At 57.1% G+C, this 17,455-nt stretch carries 15 protein-coding genes and 1 pseudogene; 6 read left to right on the forward strand and 10 right to left on the reverse strand.

Annotated features, from left to right (window positions below):
* A pseudogene (locus J5Y17_RS12415) lies at nt 1-434 on the forward strand (3-oxoadipyl-CoA thiolase); the annotation flags it as partial.
* Nucleotides 435-496: 62 nt separating this feature from the next.
* Here J5Y17_RS12415 and J5Y17_RS12420 read toward each other — a convergent pair.
* Nucleotides 497-2,149: a sigma-54-dependent Fis family transcriptional regulator gene (locus tag J5Y17_RS12420; protein WP_219785579.1), complete on the reverse strand. Its 1,653-nt coding sequence runs from the start codon at nt 2,147-2,149 to the stop codon at nt 497-499.
* 247 nt (nt 2,150-2,396) lie between these two features.
* Between J5Y17_RS12420 and rpoN the strand changes: the two genes are divergently transcribed.
* The 5 genes from rpoN to J5Y17_RS12445 all read left to right on the forward strand — a co-directional run bounded on the left by rpoN (nt 2,397) and on the right by J5Y17_RS12445 (nt 7,845).
* Complete coding sequence (gene rpoN / locus J5Y17_RS12425) at nt 2,397-3,878, forward strand: RNA polymerase factor sigma-54 (RefSeq protein WP_219785580.1); 1,482 nt, start codon at nt 2,397-2,399, stop codon at nt 3,876-3,878.
* 213 nt (nt 3,879-4,091) lie between these two features.
* On the forward strand, nt 4,092-4,490 hold the full coding sequence (locus tag J5Y17_RS12430) for a Zn-ribbon domain-containing OB-fold protein (RefSeq protein WP_255572068.1): 399 nt from the start codon (nt 4,092-4,094) through the stop codon (nt 4,488-4,490).
* A gap of 104 nt (nt 4,491-4,594) precedes the next feature.
* Nucleotides 4,595-5,056 (forward strand): MaoC/PaaZ C-terminal domain-containing protein, encoded by a 462-nt coding sequence (locus tag J5Y17_RS12435; protein ID WP_219785581.1) that lies wholly within the window; start codon nt 4,595-4,597, stop codon nt 5,054-5,056.
* Nucleotides 5,057-5,086: 30 nt separating this feature from the next.
* Nucleotides 5,087-6,469, forward strand: a complete 1,383-nt coding sequence (locus tag J5Y17_RS12440) for an MmgE/PrpD family protein (protein WP_219785582.1) — start codon at nt 5,087-5,089, stop codon at nt 6,467-6,469.
* Nucleotides 6,470-6,492: 23 nt separating this feature from the next.
* A complete protein-coding gene (locus tag J5Y17_RS12445; protein ID WP_219785583.1) occupies nt 6,493-7,845 on the forward strand; it encodes an MmgE/PrpD family protein in 1,353 nt (450 codons plus the stop codon).
* Between the two features lie 37 nt (nt 7,846-7,882).
* Here the strand turns inward: J5Y17_RS12445 and J5Y17_RS12450 are convergent, their stop codons facing one another.
* The 9 genes from J5Y17_RS12450 to J5Y17_RS12490 all read right to left on the reverse strand — a co-directional run bounded on the left by J5Y17_RS12450 (nt 7,883) and on the right by J5Y17_RS12490 (nt 17,337).
* Nucleotides 7,883-8,746 (reverse strand): MBL fold metallo-hydrolase, encoded by an 864-nt coding sequence (locus tag J5Y17_RS12450; protein WP_219785584.1) that lies wholly within the window; start codon nt 8,744-8,746, stop codon nt 7,883-7,885.
* A gap of 79 nt (nt 8,747-8,825) precedes the next feature.
* Nucleotides 8,826-9,725: a LysR family transcriptional regulator gene (locus tag J5Y17_RS12455; RefSeq protein ID WP_219785585.1), complete on the reverse strand. Its 900-nt coding sequence runs from the start codon at nt 9,723-9,725 to the stop codon at nt 8,826-8,828.
* Between the two features lie 76 nt (nt 9,726-9,801).
* Nucleotides 9,802-10,797 (reverse strand): NADPH:quinone oxidoreductase family protein, encoded by a 996-nt coding sequence (locus J5Y17_RS19320; RefSeq protein ID WP_219785586.1) that lies wholly within the window; start codon nt 10,795-10,797, stop codon nt 9,802-9,804.
* Nucleotides 10,794-12,302 carry a 3-hydroxyacyl-CoA dehydrogenase NAD-binding domain-containing protein gene (locus J5Y17_RS12465; RefSeq protein WP_219785587.1) on the reverse strand — a complete coding sequence of 503 codons (1,509 nt, stop codon included), beginning with the start codon at nt 12,300-12,302 and terminating at the stop codon, nt 10,794-10,796. Before J5Y17_RS12465 ends, J5Y17_RS19320 begins: the two co-directional genes overlap by 4 nt.
* A complete protein-coding gene (locus tag J5Y17_RS12470; protein ID WP_219785588.1) occupies nt 12,299-13,465 on the reverse strand; it encodes an acyl-CoA dehydrogenase family protein in 1,167 nt (388 codons plus the stop codon). The genes J5Y17_RS12465 and J5Y17_RS12470 overlap by 4 nt, the downstream gene beginning before the upstream one ends.
* The gene (locus tag J5Y17_RS12475; protein WP_219785589.1) at nt 13,465-14,169 is read right to left on the reverse strand and encodes an SDR family NAD(P)-dependent oxidoreductase; all 705 of its coding nucleotides are present in this window, start codon (nt 14,167-14,169) and stop codon (nt 13,465-13,467) included. Before J5Y17_RS12475 ends, J5Y17_RS12470 begins: the two co-directional genes overlap by 1 nt.
* A complete protein-coding gene (locus J5Y17_RS12480; protein WP_219785590.1) occupies nt 14,162-14,932 on the reverse strand; it encodes an enoyl-CoA hydratase/isomerase family protein in 771 nt (256 codons plus the stop codon). The genes J5Y17_RS12475 and J5Y17_RS12480 overlap by 8 nt, the downstream gene beginning before the upstream one ends.
* Nucleotides 14,929-16,548, reverse strand: a complete 1,620-nt coding sequence (locus J5Y17_RS12485) for a class I adenylate-forming enzyme family protein (protein ID WP_219785591.1) — start codon at nt 16,546-16,548, stop codon at nt 14,929-14,931. Before J5Y17_RS12485 ends, J5Y17_RS12480 begins: the two co-directional genes overlap by 4 nt.
* 9 nt (nt 16,549-16,557) lie before the next feature.
* Nucleotides 16,558-17,337 (reverse strand): enoyl-CoA hydratase-related protein, encoded by a 780-nt coding sequence (locus tag J5Y17_RS12490; RefSeq protein ID WP_219785592.1) that lies wholly within the window; start codon nt 17,335-17,337, stop codon nt 16,558-16,560.
* Nucleotides 17,338-17,455 lie beyond the last annotated feature (118 nt).

The following is a 17,455-nucleotide window of genomic DNA, read 5'->3' on the forward strand; positions in this document are numbered from 1 at the left end:
TGAACGATGGCGCGGCTGCGCTGATCCTTGCCTCGAAAGACGCCGCCGAAAAGCACGGTCTGACACCCATCGCCAAGGTGCTGGGCGGGGCCGCCGCCGGTGTTGCACCGCGGATCATGGGCTTTGGGCCAGCGCCCGCGTCGAAGAAACTGATGGCCCGTCTCGGTCTCACGCAGGAAGACTTTGCGGTGATCGAACTGAACGAAGCCTTCGCCTCGCAGGGCCTCGCCACGCTGCGCGATCTGGGCATCGCCGACGACGACCCGCGCGTGAACCCGAACGGCGGCGCGATCTCCATCGGCCACCCGCTGGGCATGTCCGGCGCCCGGATCACCGGCACGGCGATGCTGGAGCTGAAGCCGGGTGAAAAGTCGCTCTCGACCATGTGCATTGGCGTCGGTCAAGGCATCGCCATTGCTCTGGAGGCCCTGTGAAACCCCGCGCGCCCATAGGAGCGGCACGCGGGCCAGGTCACCGTCCGCCCGCTATGGACCGTTCAGAGATCCAGTTTCGTGTAGAGATAGGATCGGGAAACGCCAAGGTATTCAGCGGCTTTCTTTTTGTTGCCATTGAACCGCGCCAAAGCATCAGCGATCAACTTCTGCTCGAGATCATCCAGCGCGCCTTTCAACTTGCTCGGCGTTCGCGGACCTCCCTGCAGATCGGGTTTATCACCCTCCCCCATCATGGCCCCGCCATTCTCAAAGTCGCGGACCGAGAGACGCCCCTCTTCCGCAAAAACAAAAGCGCGCTCAAGGATATGGCGGAGTTGCCGGATATTGCCCGGCCAGGATTGATCCATCAAATAGTGGGTCACATCGATATCGACCTCGGGAACCGTGCGATTGTGGTGCTCCGCGATCTCTCGAACGAAGTGATTGACCAAGAGCGGGATGTCTTCAATGCGCTCTTCAAGGGTCGGCAATCTGATGACAATCGGGCTGATCCGGTAAAACAGGTCCAGTCGGAATTTCCCCTGATCCACGAAGGCCTCAAGATCGCGATTGGTCGCGCTGCACAGGCGGAAATCGACATGCTTGGGCTTGTCCCCGCCGACACGCTCGACAACCCGATCTTGCAGGACGCGGAGAAGCTTGGACTGAACATCCAATGGCATATCTCCAATCTCGTCCAAAAAGATGGTTCCTTTGTCAGCCATCTCGAACTTGCCAGCCTTGCCCTTCTTCGCGGCGCCGGTGAACGATCCGGCCTCGTATCCAAACAGCTCACTTTCGACGAGAGATTCAGGAAGCGCCGCCGCATTCACGGTCACCAATCGCGCATCTTGTCTCGCACTCAGCATGTGAAGCGCGCGTGCAACAAGCTCCTTCCCTGTTCCGCTTTCCCCTTGAATAAGAACGGGAATGTCCAGCGGCGCGATCTTGCGGATTTGTTGGCGAACAGACTGAATGGCGGGGCTTTTGCCGATAATCGCGTCCAGAAAACTCTCGCTTTTATCCGTCTGGGTGATTTCTTTGGTGTGCTTCTTGTAGGTCTCGACCTCAGCCTCGAGCACATTGATCCGGCGGGCCATGGCCTGAACCTGCTGGGGTCCTTTGAACATGACGCGACCGATCGCGCCGACGATCGCTTCATTTCGCCGAATGGGATGGCGCGACACCACCCGCTCACGGCTGCCCATCTTTTGAATCTGACCGACTTCGGCGATGCCCGTTTTGAGGACATGATGCAGGCGCGTGTTCTCGATCACGTCGCGCACAGGGCGACCGAGGCCTTCGCCCGCGCGCAATCCGAAAAACTTTTCATGAACGGGCGAAATATAGGCCAGCTTCGCCTTCGCATCGACCACGGCCATCGCATCGTAGGGATCCGTCAAAATGTGTTCGATGATGTCGTAGGCAAAATCGACGTTGAGGACGAAATTCAGAACGTTCTCACCGGGTTCATCCGAAAGCAGAACGATATAGCCACCGGAAACGGGCGCGACATGAGCGATGCATTTTGCATCGGCAAACAGCATCGGAACGATACGTTTTTCACGCGCTTGGGCAATCCAGTCTTCGTCGGACACCATCGCCTGGATGCGAGGATCTTCCGCCTTTCCCAAGGCCGCAAGCACCTGTCCGTCCGTGCCTACGATGGCAACTCCGACATGGCTACTAGCCGTTGCGAACTCCGTTCGTCCCATAGATCCCTCCAATTTTGCGCCCCGAAACGAGGAACAGCCTCCATTCAGCGCAATAAAATGTCCATTTTGAAGTCAAGTCAACAAAATAATGTCCAAAAAATGAACACAAACTCAGAAGCGCGATTACGGGGCGGCGCATCTCTCCATGTGCGACGACGCGCCTGGAGACAGCAGGGCCAGGATCCGCCAGCGCGCTGATAGGCCCCGCACTCATGTCCAACATTTCAAGCAGTAAGGGAGGACTGCCATGTTACTTGAACGGAACCTTCATCTTCAGCAGAAGCAAAGCCTGCACATTTCAGCGCAGACCATCCAGTCGTTGAAAATTCTTCAATTCAGCCACGGCGAACTGTCGTCCTATCTCGAAGATCAAGCCGAGCGAAATCCGCTGATCAACCTCAAGCTGCCAAACCCGACCGACGCGATGCCGGAGCCGCCGACCGAAGCCAAAGGTCAGACGGAGAGGCTTACAGCGACAAACGCGCCAGGGTCCACTTTTGCGACGGAAAAAACGCATGCAATGCAAAGCGGAGGCGACAGCCTTGGTGCCCGCCCCTCACAAGGCCAAAGTCGCAAATCGCATGACATTCGCGATGCCATCGATGTTATCGAGGCCACCTGCCCCGCGAAGACCACCCTACGCGAGCATCTTCTCAGCCAGATCGGCTTTGCCTTTCGTGATCTCTCGGACCAGAGACTGGCTGCGGAACTGATTGAGCACTTTGATGGTGATGGGTATCTTCGCGCAAAGACAACGACACTGGCTCCTATGCTCGGTGTCGATGCAGAGAAAATCGAAAAGACACTGAAAGTCATTCAGGGCTTCGATCCGGCGGGGGTTGGCGCCCGGGATTTGGGGGAATGCCTGAAGATCCAACTCGAAGATCTCGGCAAACTTCGTCCTGAGATGGAAATCATGTTGGACCACATCGATCTCCTCGCAAAATTCGACATTTCCCGTCTGGCTTCCCTGACCGGAACGAGCCGGGACGCCGTCCTGGAGATGGCGAAAGAAATTCGCACGCTCGACCCGAAACCCGGTCGCAAATTCGACGACAGCCCCACTCTTTCCGCCTATCCAGACATTTTGGTCAACCGGACGCGAGACGGTCGGGTCACCGTCGAGCTGAACAGCGCTCTGCTCCCGCGTGTTCTCGTTGACAGACAATATTATGCAGAAATCAAAACGCAGCGCCTGAACGAGCAGGACAAAAGGTTTGTCGTCGATTGTATGAAAAATGCGGGTTGGCTGACAAAGAACCTCGACCAACGCGCCCAGACGATCCTGAAAATCGCCACGGAAATTGCCCGCAAACAAGATCGCTTTCTGCGCGACGGGCCGGAGCACTTGCGACCGCTCGGCCTGAAGGATGTCGCCGCGGCCGCAGGCGTCCATGAATCCACCGTATGCCGGGCCATTGCCAACAAATACATGATGACCGCGCATGGGCTGTTCGAGCTGAAGTTCTTCTTCTCCAACTCTTTGGCCTCTCTGGACGGCGGCGAAGACCAGTCTTCGGAAACTGTCCGGCATAAGATCAAACAGTTGATCGATGCGGAGAAACCGGAGGCGGTGCTCTCAGATGACGCAATCGTTGCGCAACTTCAGTCCTCAGGCATCGAGGTCGCGCGCCGCACAGTGGCCAAATACCGCGACATGATGCGCATTCCATCCTCTCCCCAACGCCGCCGCGAAAAGAGGGCGAAAGCAAAATTCAATTTCGCATGAACGCGCGCGAAGTTGGCACAGGACTTGCGCCTCTCCGCTTAAGCCAACTGAACCTGAACGAAAACATGCCTGAAGTTTCCAAAGATATCCTGCGCGCCGACGCATCTCACAGATTCGAGCTGCCTGAGTGAGCCAAGCGATGGGACCTTATGGGACGCAGACATCAGACTATCCGCGCTCAAACAGAGCGCCGACTTTGGAGGAGTGACACCTTTGACCGAAATATCCCGCTATGCCAACGGCGACTCCATGGAATACTGGAAGGCCGCTCAGGAAGGACGTCTGATCTTTCAAAAATGCGCATCTTGTGGCGAAATCCAGTTCCCACCGCGCCACCATTGCGCCTCATGCTGGGAAGCCGATCTTGGCTGGACTGAAAGCTCCGGACTGGGAGAAGTGGAAAGCTACACCATCGTACGTCGCGCTCCGCTGCCCCAACTCCGCGACAAAGTCCCCTATGTCGTCGCCGCAATCCTCGTCGAGGAAGGCCCTCGCATGCTGACGAACCTCGTGGGGGAGGATGCACTCAACGTTGCAATCGGCGCGAAGGTCAAAGTCGTTTTTCAGACAGATGCCGACGACGAAACCCTGCCACAATTCCAATTGGCCTGACACTGGCCTGAAGAAGATCCACAAACGCCGTCCACAAACCGGAAGTCCACAGGACATATCCGAAGCGATCTGCGCGGCACAGAAACACCACGAGGAGACATCAAATGACCGCACCGGTTCGAGGAAAATACTGGGAAGATTTCGAAGTCGGAGAGACGATTTACACCCCCAAACGCACCGTGACCTCCACGGATATCGTCAACTTCGCTTGCCTGACCGGGGACTTCAATGAAGTCCATACCAACTGGGAATATTGCAAGGAGACGCAGTTCGGCGAACCGATTGCACATGGCCCACTGGTCTATTCGATTGTCGGCGGCCTGCAATATGCCTCTGGTATCAACGATGGAACCCTCATTGCCTTGCTGCAGATTGATGGTTGGCGCATGCTCAAACCCGTGTTCCACGGTGACACCATCCATGCTGAACTCACCGTCGTCGCAAAGAACGAGACCAGCAAACCCGACAAAGGGGTGGTTTCGATGAAACGTGAATTCAAAAATCAAAAAGGCGAGACGGTACAGGAAATGGACGTCAAAATGCTCTACAAACGCCGCCCGTCCTAAACCTGTCCTTGCGACCGAAGTGAAAAGCACATGACTGACACAGCAGATATATCTTACGACTTCGCCAGAGTGGTCACCGAAACGCAGTATGATGACATCGACGCAGAGTCTCGCGACCGCGCGAAACAGAGCATCATGGACACGCTCGGTGTGATCATCGCCGCGAGTTCCCTCACTCCAAAAATCGGCGCCATATCTGATCTGACGTTGGAAATGGGCGGCACACCAGAAGCCACGATGCTTGGCTTCGGCGGCAAAGTGCCGGCCTTGAATGCGGCCTTTGCAAACGGCGCGATGGCGCATTGTTTGGATTTCGACGACCATGCGCCGGAAGGTCATCACCCAAGCAGTTCCATCGTGCCGTCAGCTTTCGCACTCGCGGAACGCGCAGGTGCCGTGTCCGGCAAGGAAATGATTGCCGCAACGGCCATCGCCCAAGACATGTTCCTGCGCATTCGCCGCAATGTCTCCTGGAAACAGGACTGGCATCTGACCACAATCATCGGCGGCCTCTCCGCGGCGGCGGCCTGCGCACGCGTAATCAAACTCGACCACGCCCAAACTGTCAGTGCGATTGGAATTGCCGGCCATCAAGCGTCCGGAACCATGGAACTGGCATATGGGACCGGAAGCGATTTGCGTGGCATGTATGCCGGCTTCGTATCGAAACAGGCGACCCTTGCCGGATTGATGGCCCAGCGCGGCATTGTCGGGCCCGGATCGATGATGGAAGGTCGGGCGGGTTTCTTCGCGACCTATTTAGACGGCAAATACGATCGCGACGCGATGCTCGCAGATCTCGGAACAAATTTCACGGGGCATGCGGTTCAATTCAAGGCATGGCCATCCTGCGGCCTGACACACTCCTACATTCACGCCATGTCCTGCCTGATGAAAGAACAAGGGCTCACACCCGACGATCTCAAACAGATCACAGTCCATGTCGGAGATTTTCAGGAGCGGCTTTGCACTCCGATCGAAGACAGACGCGCCCCCAAAGTTCCCGTCGATGCAAAGTTCAGCATTCCCTATTGCGTCGCCGTCGCGGCCGTCCGCGGCACGGTTGGTTTGAGTGATTTCACGGAAGACGCTTTGGAAAACACGGACGTTTTGAGCGTCGCATCCAAAATCGTCGCGGAACCCGATCCGTCCGGTGACTGGGACGGGAAACTGCCCTACGGTCGCGTCTCCGTCATCACACAGGATGGGCGCACCTTCACACGGATCGGGGATCAAGTGCCGGGAGAATCCGAGGCTCCAATGGACTGGGAGTATATTGTGCAAAAATTCCGCGAAGCTGCCTCTTTCTCGCATAAGCCGTTGGAGAACGCTCAGATCGACCGGGCCGTTGACATGATTCAGGATCTCGAGAACCTGAACGACGCCACCCACATCATTCGCGCCCTCTCGTAAGCGACGCCAAGAAGGTTTGATCCATGGACAAAACGACAAGCCGTATGGCCGAGACAATCTCAACCCTGCGGTTTGACGATTTTTCACCGGAGGTCATTCACGAAACAAAGCGACGTCTTCTGGACAGCGTCGGCTGCGCCGCTGGCGCATTCCAATACCCGCTAAGCCAAACAATGCGAGACCTCGCAGGCCGAGAAAAAGGGCTTCCGCCAGCGCGTGTCTGGTTTACCGGGGCCGAAAGCACATTGGACGCTGCGGGTCTCGCGAACGGCACGATGGTTCGATATTTGGACCTGAGCGATACGATCCTGAGCAAAGCGGCGGGTCACCCAAGCGACATGATTGCTGCCCTGGTCGCTCTGGCGGAAACCCTCGAGGCAGATGGAAAAACTCTCATCACCGCAATCGTGGCCGCCTATGAGGCTTACGGTCAGCTCTGCGATGCCGTCGCTTTTCAAAAATCCGGGATCGATCAATCAACCGCCGCCGCACTCGGAGCCGCGGCAGGGGCCAGCCACCTGTTGAATCTTGATCAAGAACAGACGGGTCAGGCCCTGTCTCTCGCCCTTGGCGCCAACGTCAATCTTTACAACGTCCGCCAAGGCGCGCTTTCAGATTGGAAAGCCATCGCCGGCCCAAATGCCGCCCGCAACGGCGTCTTTGCCGCGCAAATGGCCGCCGAAGGCTTATCCGGTCCAAGCGCGATATTCGACGGCGCCTACGGCCTCAAACATATCACTGGGCCTTTCGAGTTCGGTTCCGAAGGAGCACAGCGGCTTCGCATTCTGGACACGCACCTCAAGGCCTATCCGGTCTGCTACCACGGACAATCGGCTGTTGATGCAGCCATGGCCCTGACAGGCAAATTCGCCCCCGAAGACATCCAAACTGTGCGTATTGAAACCTATGATGCCGCTTTCTTGGTTATGGGGAATGACGGCAGTCGCTGGGCTCCCAAAAACCGTGAAACGGCTGATCACAGCATCCCCTATGTGGTTGGCACCGTCTTCATGACAGGAAATTTGCGACCCTCGGATTATGACGAGGAAAGCCTGAATTCCCCTGCCCTGCAGGACTTCCTGCCAAAAATTGAGGTGCGATCCTCAGAGGCATTTTCGGCGCTTTATCCGGGACAAGCCCGCACGCGTATCACCGTCGAAACCCGCACCGGACAGATTGAAACCTCGGAGACCTTGCAACCCAAAGGGCACGTCGAAAACCCCATGAGTGATGAGGAATTGGTGCAAAAGTTCGATGGGCTCTGGCCAGAGACATTCAGCGACCATGGAAAATCCAGCATTCTCGACAGGATTTGGAACATCGACACTTTGGACAGTGTCAAAATTCTTGTGGACGCCCTGTGTGACTACAACTGACGATATCAATATCGCAGTTTGGCAGACTGGACCTGCCTCACTCTAGCAAATGCCAGACCTGATGCTCTTTCTCGCCGACCCGTCCTTCGGCGACCAGTTTGCTCAGATGTGCCACGAGATTTTGGCCGGCCGCCCAAATCGCCTTTTCATGCGTTTGATGCGGGTAAATGCGACGGACCAGCTGCGGCAGGGTTTGCGGGCCTTTCAAGAGTGCGGCCAGAACCGCGTCCTCGCGCCTCTGTCGAAGGTTCAAAAGCCCCTCATAATACGCCCTCGGCTCGACCTTCATCGGCCCATGCCCCGGCAATAAATGCGTCTCATCGCGTGCGATAAGAAGCTCTAGGCTGCGCATATAGTCGTGCATATCGCCATGTGTCGGAGACACGATACTGCTGGACCAAGTCAAAACGTGATCACCACTGAACAGCAGCCCATCATCCAGACGCGCGAAACAGAAGTGATCTCGAGTATGGCCCGGCGTGGCGATGACGGATAGATCGCCAATACGACCCCCATCCGACAACGGCAAATCCGGCGTCAAAGTGTTTGCGACAGGTGGTAGACTTGCAGCATGGATCGGAGCACCCGTTTCCTCCTGCAAGCGCTTCGCTGCGCCCACATGATCGCCATGGCCATGGCTCACGAGGATCGCGCTGACCTTCCCTTGGGTTGCACTGACGATAGCATCCACATGTGCCTCGATGTCGGGACCCGGATCAATCACGATGTCTCCGCCGGCGGCCTCGACAAGAAAGGTGTTGGTCCCGTGGTATGTCATGACACTTGGGTTGCGGGCCACGATACGACGAACCCCGTCAAGCACCGTCACGGGGGATCCATATTCCGGCACCTCTTCGTGCAGAAAATCGATCGTACGGCTTTTCTTCTTATGGTGCGTCATATGTTCAAACCTGTTTTGTCCCTACGGGGCTGGTAGGTTTCGCGATGGCGAAAGACACATGACAGGCGTGCACTTCCGCTCACTCCGCTGGGAGCAGTTCGCGAACGATACCAACGAAATTCTGCAAGATGGCTTCCGAGGCGTCATTGGGCCAGACGAGGCGAAGCTGGCTTCGGTAGCTGAGATCACGAAGCGGAATGACCTGTATGTCATCTGGATATTGCAAGCTTGGCGACATCACGACCAGCCCCACCCCCATGCCCACAGAGATCAGGTTGATCTGAATGGCAATGTTGGACACCTGCTGAACGATCCTGGGCTGAAACGGGAAATATGGGTTCACGAGAGACCCGCCCACAATGATGAATCCTTCTTGGCTAAGATCAGCGAGTGCGAGCGTCTCACTTCCCGCCAAACGATGATCTTGGGGGATCGCGACCCCGATGCCACATTCTTCGAGCAAAACAGAATTGAACTCGCTGATACTTTCCGATCCCGGCAGCGAAATCGTGTGCATTGAAGGATCTTGTGCAACCCAGACAAAACCAGCGTCGAGTTTTCCGTTGCGGATATCTTCGATCTGCAGACTACTTTGCAATTCCAAGAGAATGAGATCAGTGTCGGGATAGAGCGCCCCCATTTTCTTGACCGCCTCTCGAAACATCGGATGGCGCAAACCGAGCGAGCCATAGCCAATCGTCAGCGTGCCCTGTTTGCCTTGACCAACGCGTTTGGTGGTCTGCACAGCCGCCGCAATATCCTGCAGGATAACCTTCGCATGTTTGAGCATGGTCTCACCCGCCGCCGTCAGCGACACCTTTTGCGCGTGACGGTCAAACAGCTTGACCCCCAGCTCCAGTTCCAGATCAGCAATGGTTTGGGAGACCGCCGGACGGGTGACCGAAAGCACCTCGGACGCACGACCGAAATGCAGTTCTTCCGCAGCCGCGACAAAGTATCTGATATGGCGCAGTTCCAATGCTACTTCCTCCCCGAGAGCCGACCATTTTGATTACGATGATCGACGCCAGAAGTCCAACGCGCGAGCGGCCTGCTTAACCCGTCGCGCAGAGTATGATCTTTCCCTGTGCGCGGCCGTCTTGCAGAGCACTTAAAGCCTGTTTGAAGTCCTCGAGTGGCAACTGCTTCGAAATCAATGGGGAAAGCCGCCCGGCAGACCACAGATCGAAGATCTTGGCCTGCGCCGCCCTGACGCGCTCGATCTCTCGATCCCTGTGCTCTGTCCACTGAAAACCGGTAACAGATAGCCCCTTCAACAAAAGGTAATTGCCCTTGAACACAGGAAAACCGCCCGATGCGAAACCAATGATGACAAGCCGCCCGCCCCAAGCCATGGCCCGAACGGCGGCTTCTGAAATCGCGCCGCCCACAGGATCGATCACCACATCGACACCCCGGCCATCGGTTGCCGCGTAAACCTCACGGCGCAAGCTGTCGCGCAAATCCGTGTCCGAAGCGTCAATAACTGCATCGGCACCACAAGCCAGCGCGACCTCTCGGCCCTCAGCCCCTCGGGTCACCGCGACAACACACGCCGCGCCGAGCGCCTTGGCCAAAAGTATCGCGGCCGAGCCAACCCCACCTTTTGCACCGAGGACCATTACCGTCTCTCCGACCCGAAATCGGCCATGTTCTATCAAGGCAAAATAGGCCGTTTGGAAGGCCAACCCGAAAGCCGCCGCGACATCGCAAGGCACGTTTTCAGGCACCGCAATACAATGCGCCGCCGGGACCCGCGCGCGTTCCGCAAATGTGCCCTGATCCGGCAGAACCAAGACTTTCTGTCCCACGGAAAACCCTGACACATTTGCCCCGGTTTCGGAAATGCGCCCAGCTCCGCCCATGCCGGGAACTGCGGGCAGGTCCGGTTTGCGCTGATATTTACCCTCCACAAAGAGGATGTCGGGATAGTTGGCCTCGCTTGCTTCGAGATCAACGATCACGTCATTCGGCCCACAAATCGGATCGGGGCAAACTGCGAACGTGTGGCTTTCAATCGGGCCGAATTCCGAAACGACAACAGCCTTCACTGTGCAGCCTCACGCTGTTTCGCGACACAGGCGCGTCTGGCAGGGGCATAGGAGATATCTCCCGTCGCGCTTTGGATCGCGAGCGAAATATCGTGGTGCCGCGCAAGCCCGCCGCGCGTCACCCGCTCAATCGGACCATCGGGATACCCGAGCCCCAAACGGCAGGTCTTGTCGATATCTTCGGCCTGCGCCAGACCTTCATCCAAGAAGCGCAAAGCATCATTGTATTTAGGGCGTAGGAGACGATCCACGATACGACCGGGCAAATCCTTGCACTGGACAACATCAAAGCCGGCAACTTCGAACACGGCCCGTGCCGCGGCGATCGCGTCTGCGTTTGTGTTTGGTTGGACGACCAATTCAATCAGATTGGAGGGCGCGTCATCTCCATTGCGATAGCGCGCGAAACCGACCGCATTTGACCCCTCCTGGCCCATATGTTCCCCCGTATGTACGCCGAGACATTCCATATCGAGCTCGACCAAAACGGCAGTTTTTGTATCGTCGGCGACAAACGCTCCGCCAAGACAGATCGAAATTTCTGCATTTTGCGCCCCTCCGGACAAGAAGGCATCGCCCGCCGGGAAGGAACGGCTCTCTCGGTCTGAGGAGATGCTGTAGGCTGGGGCCTCTGTCGCTTTTGCACGCGTAGTCCCACTCAGAAGCCCCTGACCGGACTTGTTGCCAAGCCGCCCGGCGGCAACCATCCGGCGGCAAAGCGGCGGCACAGATGCACGCTTGTCCAAAGTAATCGGATAGAACGCTTCGCCAAGGCGAACCTGTGTATCAAGACCAATCAGATCGAGCAGAGTACAGGGCCCCATCTTATAGCCGAGACCCGATTTTATCGCGACGTCGATATCCTCGGGCGTGCAGATCTCGGCCTCAATGGCACGAATGACATCATTGTTGAACGGCACCAAAAGCGCATTCAGGATAAAGCCCGGCTTGTCCTGCGTTTCGACGGGCAGTTGCCCGACATGCTCGGTCCAGCCCCAGGCCGCCTCAAACACCTCACCAGACGTGTTGATGCCGCGCGACATCTCAATCAGCTTCATGACCTGAGCAGGCAGACAGAAATGCATCCCCACCACGCGATCATCGCGCCCCGAGCCGCCCGCGATCTCGGTGATCGAAAGCGTGGAGGTGTTCGAAGCAAAGATCGTTGTCTCCTTGCAGATGCCATTCAGCTTGCCGAAGAGGTCCTTTTTGACATCGAGGTTCTCAAAGATTGCTTCGATCACCATATCGCAATCGGCCAGGTCCTCCAGACTGGTGGTGGATGTCATACGCGACAGAGCCGCATCGGCCTCCGCTTCGCTCATGCGACCCTTTGCGACAGAGGCCTCAAAGAATTTTCGAGCCGCCTCATGTTGGCGCGCAAGCGCCTCTTCGGACAGATCGAAGCATAGGGTTTCACAGCCCCCACGCGCCGCGACGAGCGCAATACCCGCTCCCATCGTTCCACCCGCACCACAGATTGCAACTTTTCTGATATGTGTCATTTGCTGATAAAACTCCGTCCAATGAGCTGGCGGTGAACCTGATTGGTTCCCTCCCAAATCTGAGTGATTTTGGCGTCACGCATCAGACGCTCCGCACGATAATCGCGGCAATAGCCATACCCACCGAGAAACTGGACGCATTCCGTCGCCATCTTCATCGAGAGATCGGTGGCCCGCAGTTTGGCGACCGATGCCTCCATCCCGAAATCCGTTTCTCCGCCATCCACCAGATCGGCGACATAGTCGATCCAGCGCTCCACCATGAGCAATTCACAAGCGAGATCCGCAAGGGTGAACTGATTGCCTTGAAAATCCAGAATCTTCTTGCCGCCCTGAACGCGTTCATTGCTGTAGGCAACCATGTCCTTGAACGCGGCGCGGGCAATACCACGCGCATGCGCAGCCACCGAAGGACGCGACTTGTTCAAAGAGGCCAGAAGGATACGCAAGCCATCTCCTGGCTCGCCGATCAGGTTCGCGCGCGGCACACGCATGTTGTCGAACGCAAGAGCGCAGGTCGATGAACCGTTGTGACCCATCTTCTTCTCCTTGCCGACGACACTGAAACCTTCGGTTCCTTTTTCGACAATCAGTACGGAGATCGCTTTCTTCGGGTCTTCGATCTCGGACCATTTCCCGAACAGCAAGATCCGGTCTGCAACATCTCCGTTGGTAATGAAGATCTTGTTGCCCTTGACGATGATGTCATCGCCATCAGGTGTGAACGACGTCTTCATGCCGGTCGCGTCAGACCCCGCCGATGGCTCCGTAATCGCCAAGGCTCCAAGGCCTCCCTCGGCGATCTGTGGCAAGAGCCGCTCTCTCTGTTCGTCGCTTCCGAAGTCGATCAATGGCTTCATGCCATGGTAGTTCGTCGCATAGATGATTCCGGTCGACGCACAGGCCTCCGAGATAATCGATACGATTTCGAGATAGAGTTTGTAGGACAGCGGCATGCCACCGAAGGCTTCCGGGATGAAGACAGCATTCAATCCCAGAGCGTTGATCGCTTCGACGTTTTCCCAAGGGAATTCGCCGGACGCATCCACCTGCTCGGCGTTCGGAGAGATAATGTCATCTACCATGCGCTGCACTTGATCGAGGATCTGACGTTCCTCGTCGTTCCAATGCCGTTCTCGCGCAATTTTCTCTAGTAGCTTCATCAGTGGTTCATCCCTTGCGCACCGTCGATGTAGATGGTCTCTCCGGTCAGAAAGCCGATCTTCTCTGCAAAAATCGCGGAGACCAGACGGGCGACATCTTCTGCTTTACCGGGGGCTCCGACCGGAATACGGCTGGCCATCCAGGCTTTGACTTTTTCTTTCGCGAGGTAGTCGCGGTTCAAATCCGTTTCGATGTAGCCGGGGGCGACGGTCATGACCCTGATCCCGTCGCGCGCCCATTCCACAGCCATACAGCGCGTCATTGCCGCGACCGCCGCTTTCGAAGCGCAATATGCGAGGTTGTCAGGAACACCGAGTTTGTCAAAGAACGACCCGATATTCACAATCGTCCCGCCATCCTCCCTGAGATAGGGATACGCCTCCCGCGCCGCGACCATTACAGCCGTCGCATTCAGCGCCATTGTCTCGTTGAAACTCTCGACCGTCAGCGATGCGATCGGGCCACCGATATGGACGCCCGCGTTGTTCACGAGACCGATGATCGGCCCTCGCTTTGCGGCCTCCGCAAAAGCCGCCTTAACAGCCTGTTCGTCTGTCATGTCGCATTGGATCTGGTGCCCGACAGGCCCGCCCCCCGAACGGGACAGGCATACGATCTCATAGCCGCGCCCCTGCAACTCCTGTGCGATCGACGCCCCAATGCCCTTGGAGGCGCCTGTCACGATAATCTGCCCCTCACTCATCCCTGAACTCCGGTTTACGTTTCTCTTCGAAGGCAGCCATGCCCTCTTCGGCGTCTTTGGTCTGATAGGCGAGGGTCGACAGATCCGCCTCGACACGGAGCCCCTCCGCAAGAGGCAACTCATGCGCCCTCTGCACAGCACAGCGGGCAAATTCGAGCGCAGGAAGACTGTACCGCGTGAAGCGATGCGCGAACGCGATCCCGGCCTCCATCAGATCGCCCTCAACCACTGCGTTGACCAAGCCGATCCGCTCGGCTTCCTCCGCGTTCACATTGCGGCCCGTCATGATGATTTCCAAAGCACGCCCCTCACCGATGAGGCGCGGCAAGCGTTGGGTCCCGCCATAGCCCGGTATCAGACCGAGTTTAATCTCCGGGAGCCCGAAAATCGCCGCCTGAGACGCCAAGCGGAAGGTACAGGCCAGAGCCAACTCTGCCCCGCCCCCAAACGCATAGCCGTTCACCAGAGCGACGGAGGCAATCGGTAGGGCGTCGAGCTTGGCAAACACCGTCTGGCCAAGCTCCGCACCCCGTTTTTGGGCAATCAGTGAGCGGTTGCGAAGCTCCTTGATGTCCGCGCCTGCACAAAACGCTTTGTCACCGGCACCTGTGACGAGCAGAGCACGCACATCACTCATGCGGGCAACATCGTCGATGGCCGATCCGATCTCTTCCAAAATCTGAAAGGACAGCGCATTCAGCGCTTCGGGGCGGTTCAACCGCAAAATGGCAATGTCACCGTTCTTTTCGAGTTCAACGCTCATGTGACTTTCTCCTCGATATATCTCACGGGAGCCGGCTCGATCTCTCCGCGCCTCACCATGTCGCTCAACGCACGCTTCAGGATTTTTCCGCTGGCCGTCAGCGGCAGTTCCGGCACCGCCAGAAACCATTCCGGCATATCGAATTTCGACAAACCTTCGCGTGCGAGATGGCTCAACATCTCATCAGCGGACAGATCTCCGATCACGGCCAGACAGACTTTCTCCCCCAGGCGATCATCAGCGACGCCAAAGGCCGCCGCTTTTTCGACAGCGCGATGTGTCAAGGCGAGCGCTTCGATCCGGGATGGGTAGATGTTATGGCCACCACGGATGATCAGATCTTTGATCCGACCGTCGATATGGAGATGACCATGCTCATCGAAAAAACCGAGGTCTCCGGACAGGAGATAGCCATGTTGGTTGAACGTCTCTTCGGTCGCCTTCTGGTTCGCGAAATAGCCCAGCATCATCGCCGCACCACGTCCGCCGATTTCCCCGGATTGTCCTTGCGCCACTTCCATATCCGGATTTTCCGGGTCCCAGATGCGAACGTCGTAGGCCTCACCGCCTCGTCCGCAAGTGGAGATCATCACCTCAAGCGTGTCTCCCGGATGCGTATACTGATGTGAGGAGCATTCCGTCATGCCATAGACATTTTGCGGCGCGATGCCCTGATCCAGAAAAGACTGCGCGACGATCTCGGGGATCGGCGATCCGGCCATGTAGAACGACTTAACCTGACCGATCCGTTCCGCGCCCGCACGTTTCTGCGCAGCGAGAATATCCATCGCATGTGTGGGCACCCCCAACACATATGTCGCCCCCGTCTCCACGACCCAATCAAAGCGAGACATGCCTTCTGGCGCATCATCGGTCACCAGTTGTCCGCCACAGACAAGCCACTGCGCCGCCGCCACCCAAGCGATATGGTGGGACAAAGGGCTCAGCGTGAGGATCACCGCCTCTTCGTCCAACGCCCAGTCACGCACCAGATCGCGCGCATTTGCCAACAACGTATTGCAGGAATGCATGACGCATTTCGGCTTTCCGGTCGTCCCGGAGGTGAAAGCGAGATAGGCCACGCTGTCCGGATTATCATGAACCCGTCTTTCAACGGTGATGATGTGCCTCGGCATCTTTTCAGGCGTGTAGACTTTTTCCAGAAACGGCAACTCCGAGAGCATCGCGTCGAAATCACAATGCCCGCGGTCGGCGCCCCATCCGGCCTCAGTGACAAGCGCCTTGCTGCCAAGTTCGGTCAAAAGATCGATGATTTCCGCGCATGTATAGGTCCGGTGCAATGACGGGTTGCACGCAATACCCTCGCGCGAACATGCAAGAAATGCGATCACACCTTCCACACGATTTGACAGCCAAAGCGACACGCGATCCCCGGCCACGATCCCGCGCTCCGCCAGGTCATCCGCCATGGCGTCGACACGTGCCTTCAGCCCCTCCCAATCAAGCGACTGCCGACCGTCCCTGAGCGCCAGTGCATTCGGGCGCTTCTTTTCATGCTTGGCCATGAGATCGTAGAACGTCTCGTCGCACCAATGCCCCGCCGCATAGTGACGGCGCGCTTCAGCAGGATCGTGTAAGGTCAGAATGGGTCTCATGCTGCGCCCTCACTGACCAAATTTCGACGGGTCCGGTGCGCGTCGCTCATTGAAACTCGTGTTGAGCTCCTTATGCTCCTCCGTGCCCAGATATTGGCTCAGCAAAAGATCATGCGTGACCCGGGACAGGCCTCCGACACCGCCATGGCGCGCATTGAACGCCCCTTTGATGGAGGCAAGAGCAAACGCGCCGCGCTCGGCAATCTCGAGCGCATATTCCAACGTCTTTTCTTTAAGTTGATCATCTGGCACCACCCGATTGATCAGGCCGATGCGTGCCGCTTCCTCGGCGGAAATTTTCGGATTGGTGTACCAGATGTCCTTGGCACGCTTCTTGCCGACCAGATCTTCAAGATACCATGTGCCATAACCGGCATCGAAGGAGCCCATCATCGGCCCGACCTGACGGAAGACCGCGCTCTCCTTGGCGATGGTCACATCACAGACCATCTGGAGGACATTGCCCCCCCCAACTGCGAAACCGTTGACGCTGGCGACGACCGGTTTTTGTAGCTTATCGATGGCTTCATACATCTCGAGCGTCGGCAACACGCCCGCATAGAGCTTGGTCTTTTCCATGCCATCTTTCTGGCCGCCGATACAGAAAAAGCGATCCCCGGCGCCGGTCAACACGACAACGCGGGTTCGAGTCTCTCGCCGAATTTTCTCGATGCAGTCCCGAATTTCGTGGCACATGGTCTCCGTGAACATATTGCCGTTGTCGGGGCGATTGAGGGTGATGATCCCGACAGGACCGTCTTCCTCGTAAGTAATTTCGCTGAATGTCATTTTCATTCCTCCCAGAACACTTTTTCAACCCAACGCCGTATCTGCTCTTGCCAAACGCTCATCGCGTGACGCGGTCATTCCCAAACAAGCCAAGCCCTCTCCGAGCGCCCAGGTTGAG

The sequence above is a fragment of the Celeribacter sp. PS-C1 genome, from assembly GCF_019429625.1.
Classification (GTDB): Bacteria; Pseudomonadota; Alphaproteobacteria; order Rhodobacterales; family Rhodobacteraceae; genus Celeribacter.

Bases quoted from the DNA above. Each gene is read 5' to 3' on its own strand.
- J5Y17_RS12420 (WP_219785579.1), bottom strand. From the start codon at position 2,149: ATGGGACGAACGGAGTTCGCAACGGCTAGTAGCCATGTCGGAGTTGCC.
- rpoN (WP_219785580.1), top strand. From the start codon at position 2,397: ATGTTACTTGAACGGAACCTTCATCTTCAGCAGAAGCAAAGCCTGCAC.
- J5Y17_RS12435 (WP_219785581.1), top strand. From the start codon at position 4,595: ATGACCGCACCGGTTCGAGGAAAATACTGGGAAGATTTCGAAGTCGGA.
- J5Y17_RS12440 (WP_219785582.1), top strand. From the start codon at position 5,087: ATGACTGACACAGCAGATATATCTTACGACTTCGCCAGAGTGGTCACC.
- J5Y17_RS12445 (WP_219785583.1), top strand. From the start codon at position 6,493: ATGGACAAAACGACAAGCCGTATGGCCGAGACAATCTCAACCCTGCGG.
- J5Y17_RS12450 (WP_219785584.1), bottom strand. From the start codon at position 8,746: ATGACGCACCATAAGAAGAAAAGCCGTACGATCGATTTTCTGCACGAA.
- J5Y17_RS12465 (WP_219785587.1), bottom strand. From the start codon at position 12,302: ATGACACATATCAGAAAAGTTGCAATCTGTGGTGCGGGTGGAACGATG.
- J5Y17_RS12470 (WP_219785588.1), bottom strand. From the start codon at position 13,465: ATGAAGCTACTAGAGAAAATTGCGCGAGAACGGCATTGGAACGACGAG.
- J5Y17_RS12475 (WP_219785589.1), bottom strand. From the start codon at position 14,169: ATGAGTGAGGGGCAGATTATCGTGACAGGCGCCTCCAAGGGCATTGGG.
- J5Y17_RS12480 (WP_219785590.1), bottom strand. From the start codon at position 14,932: ATGAGCGTTGAACTCGAAAAGAACGGTGACATTGCCATTTTGCGGTTG.
- J5Y17_RS12485 (WP_219785591.1), bottom strand. From the start codon at position 16,548: ATGAGACCCATTCTGACCTTACACGATCCTGCTGAAGCGCGCCGTCAC.
- J5Y17_RS12490 (WP_219785592.1), bottom strand. From the start codon at position 17,337: ATGACATTCAGCGAAATTACTTACGAGGAAGACGGTCCTGTCGGGATC.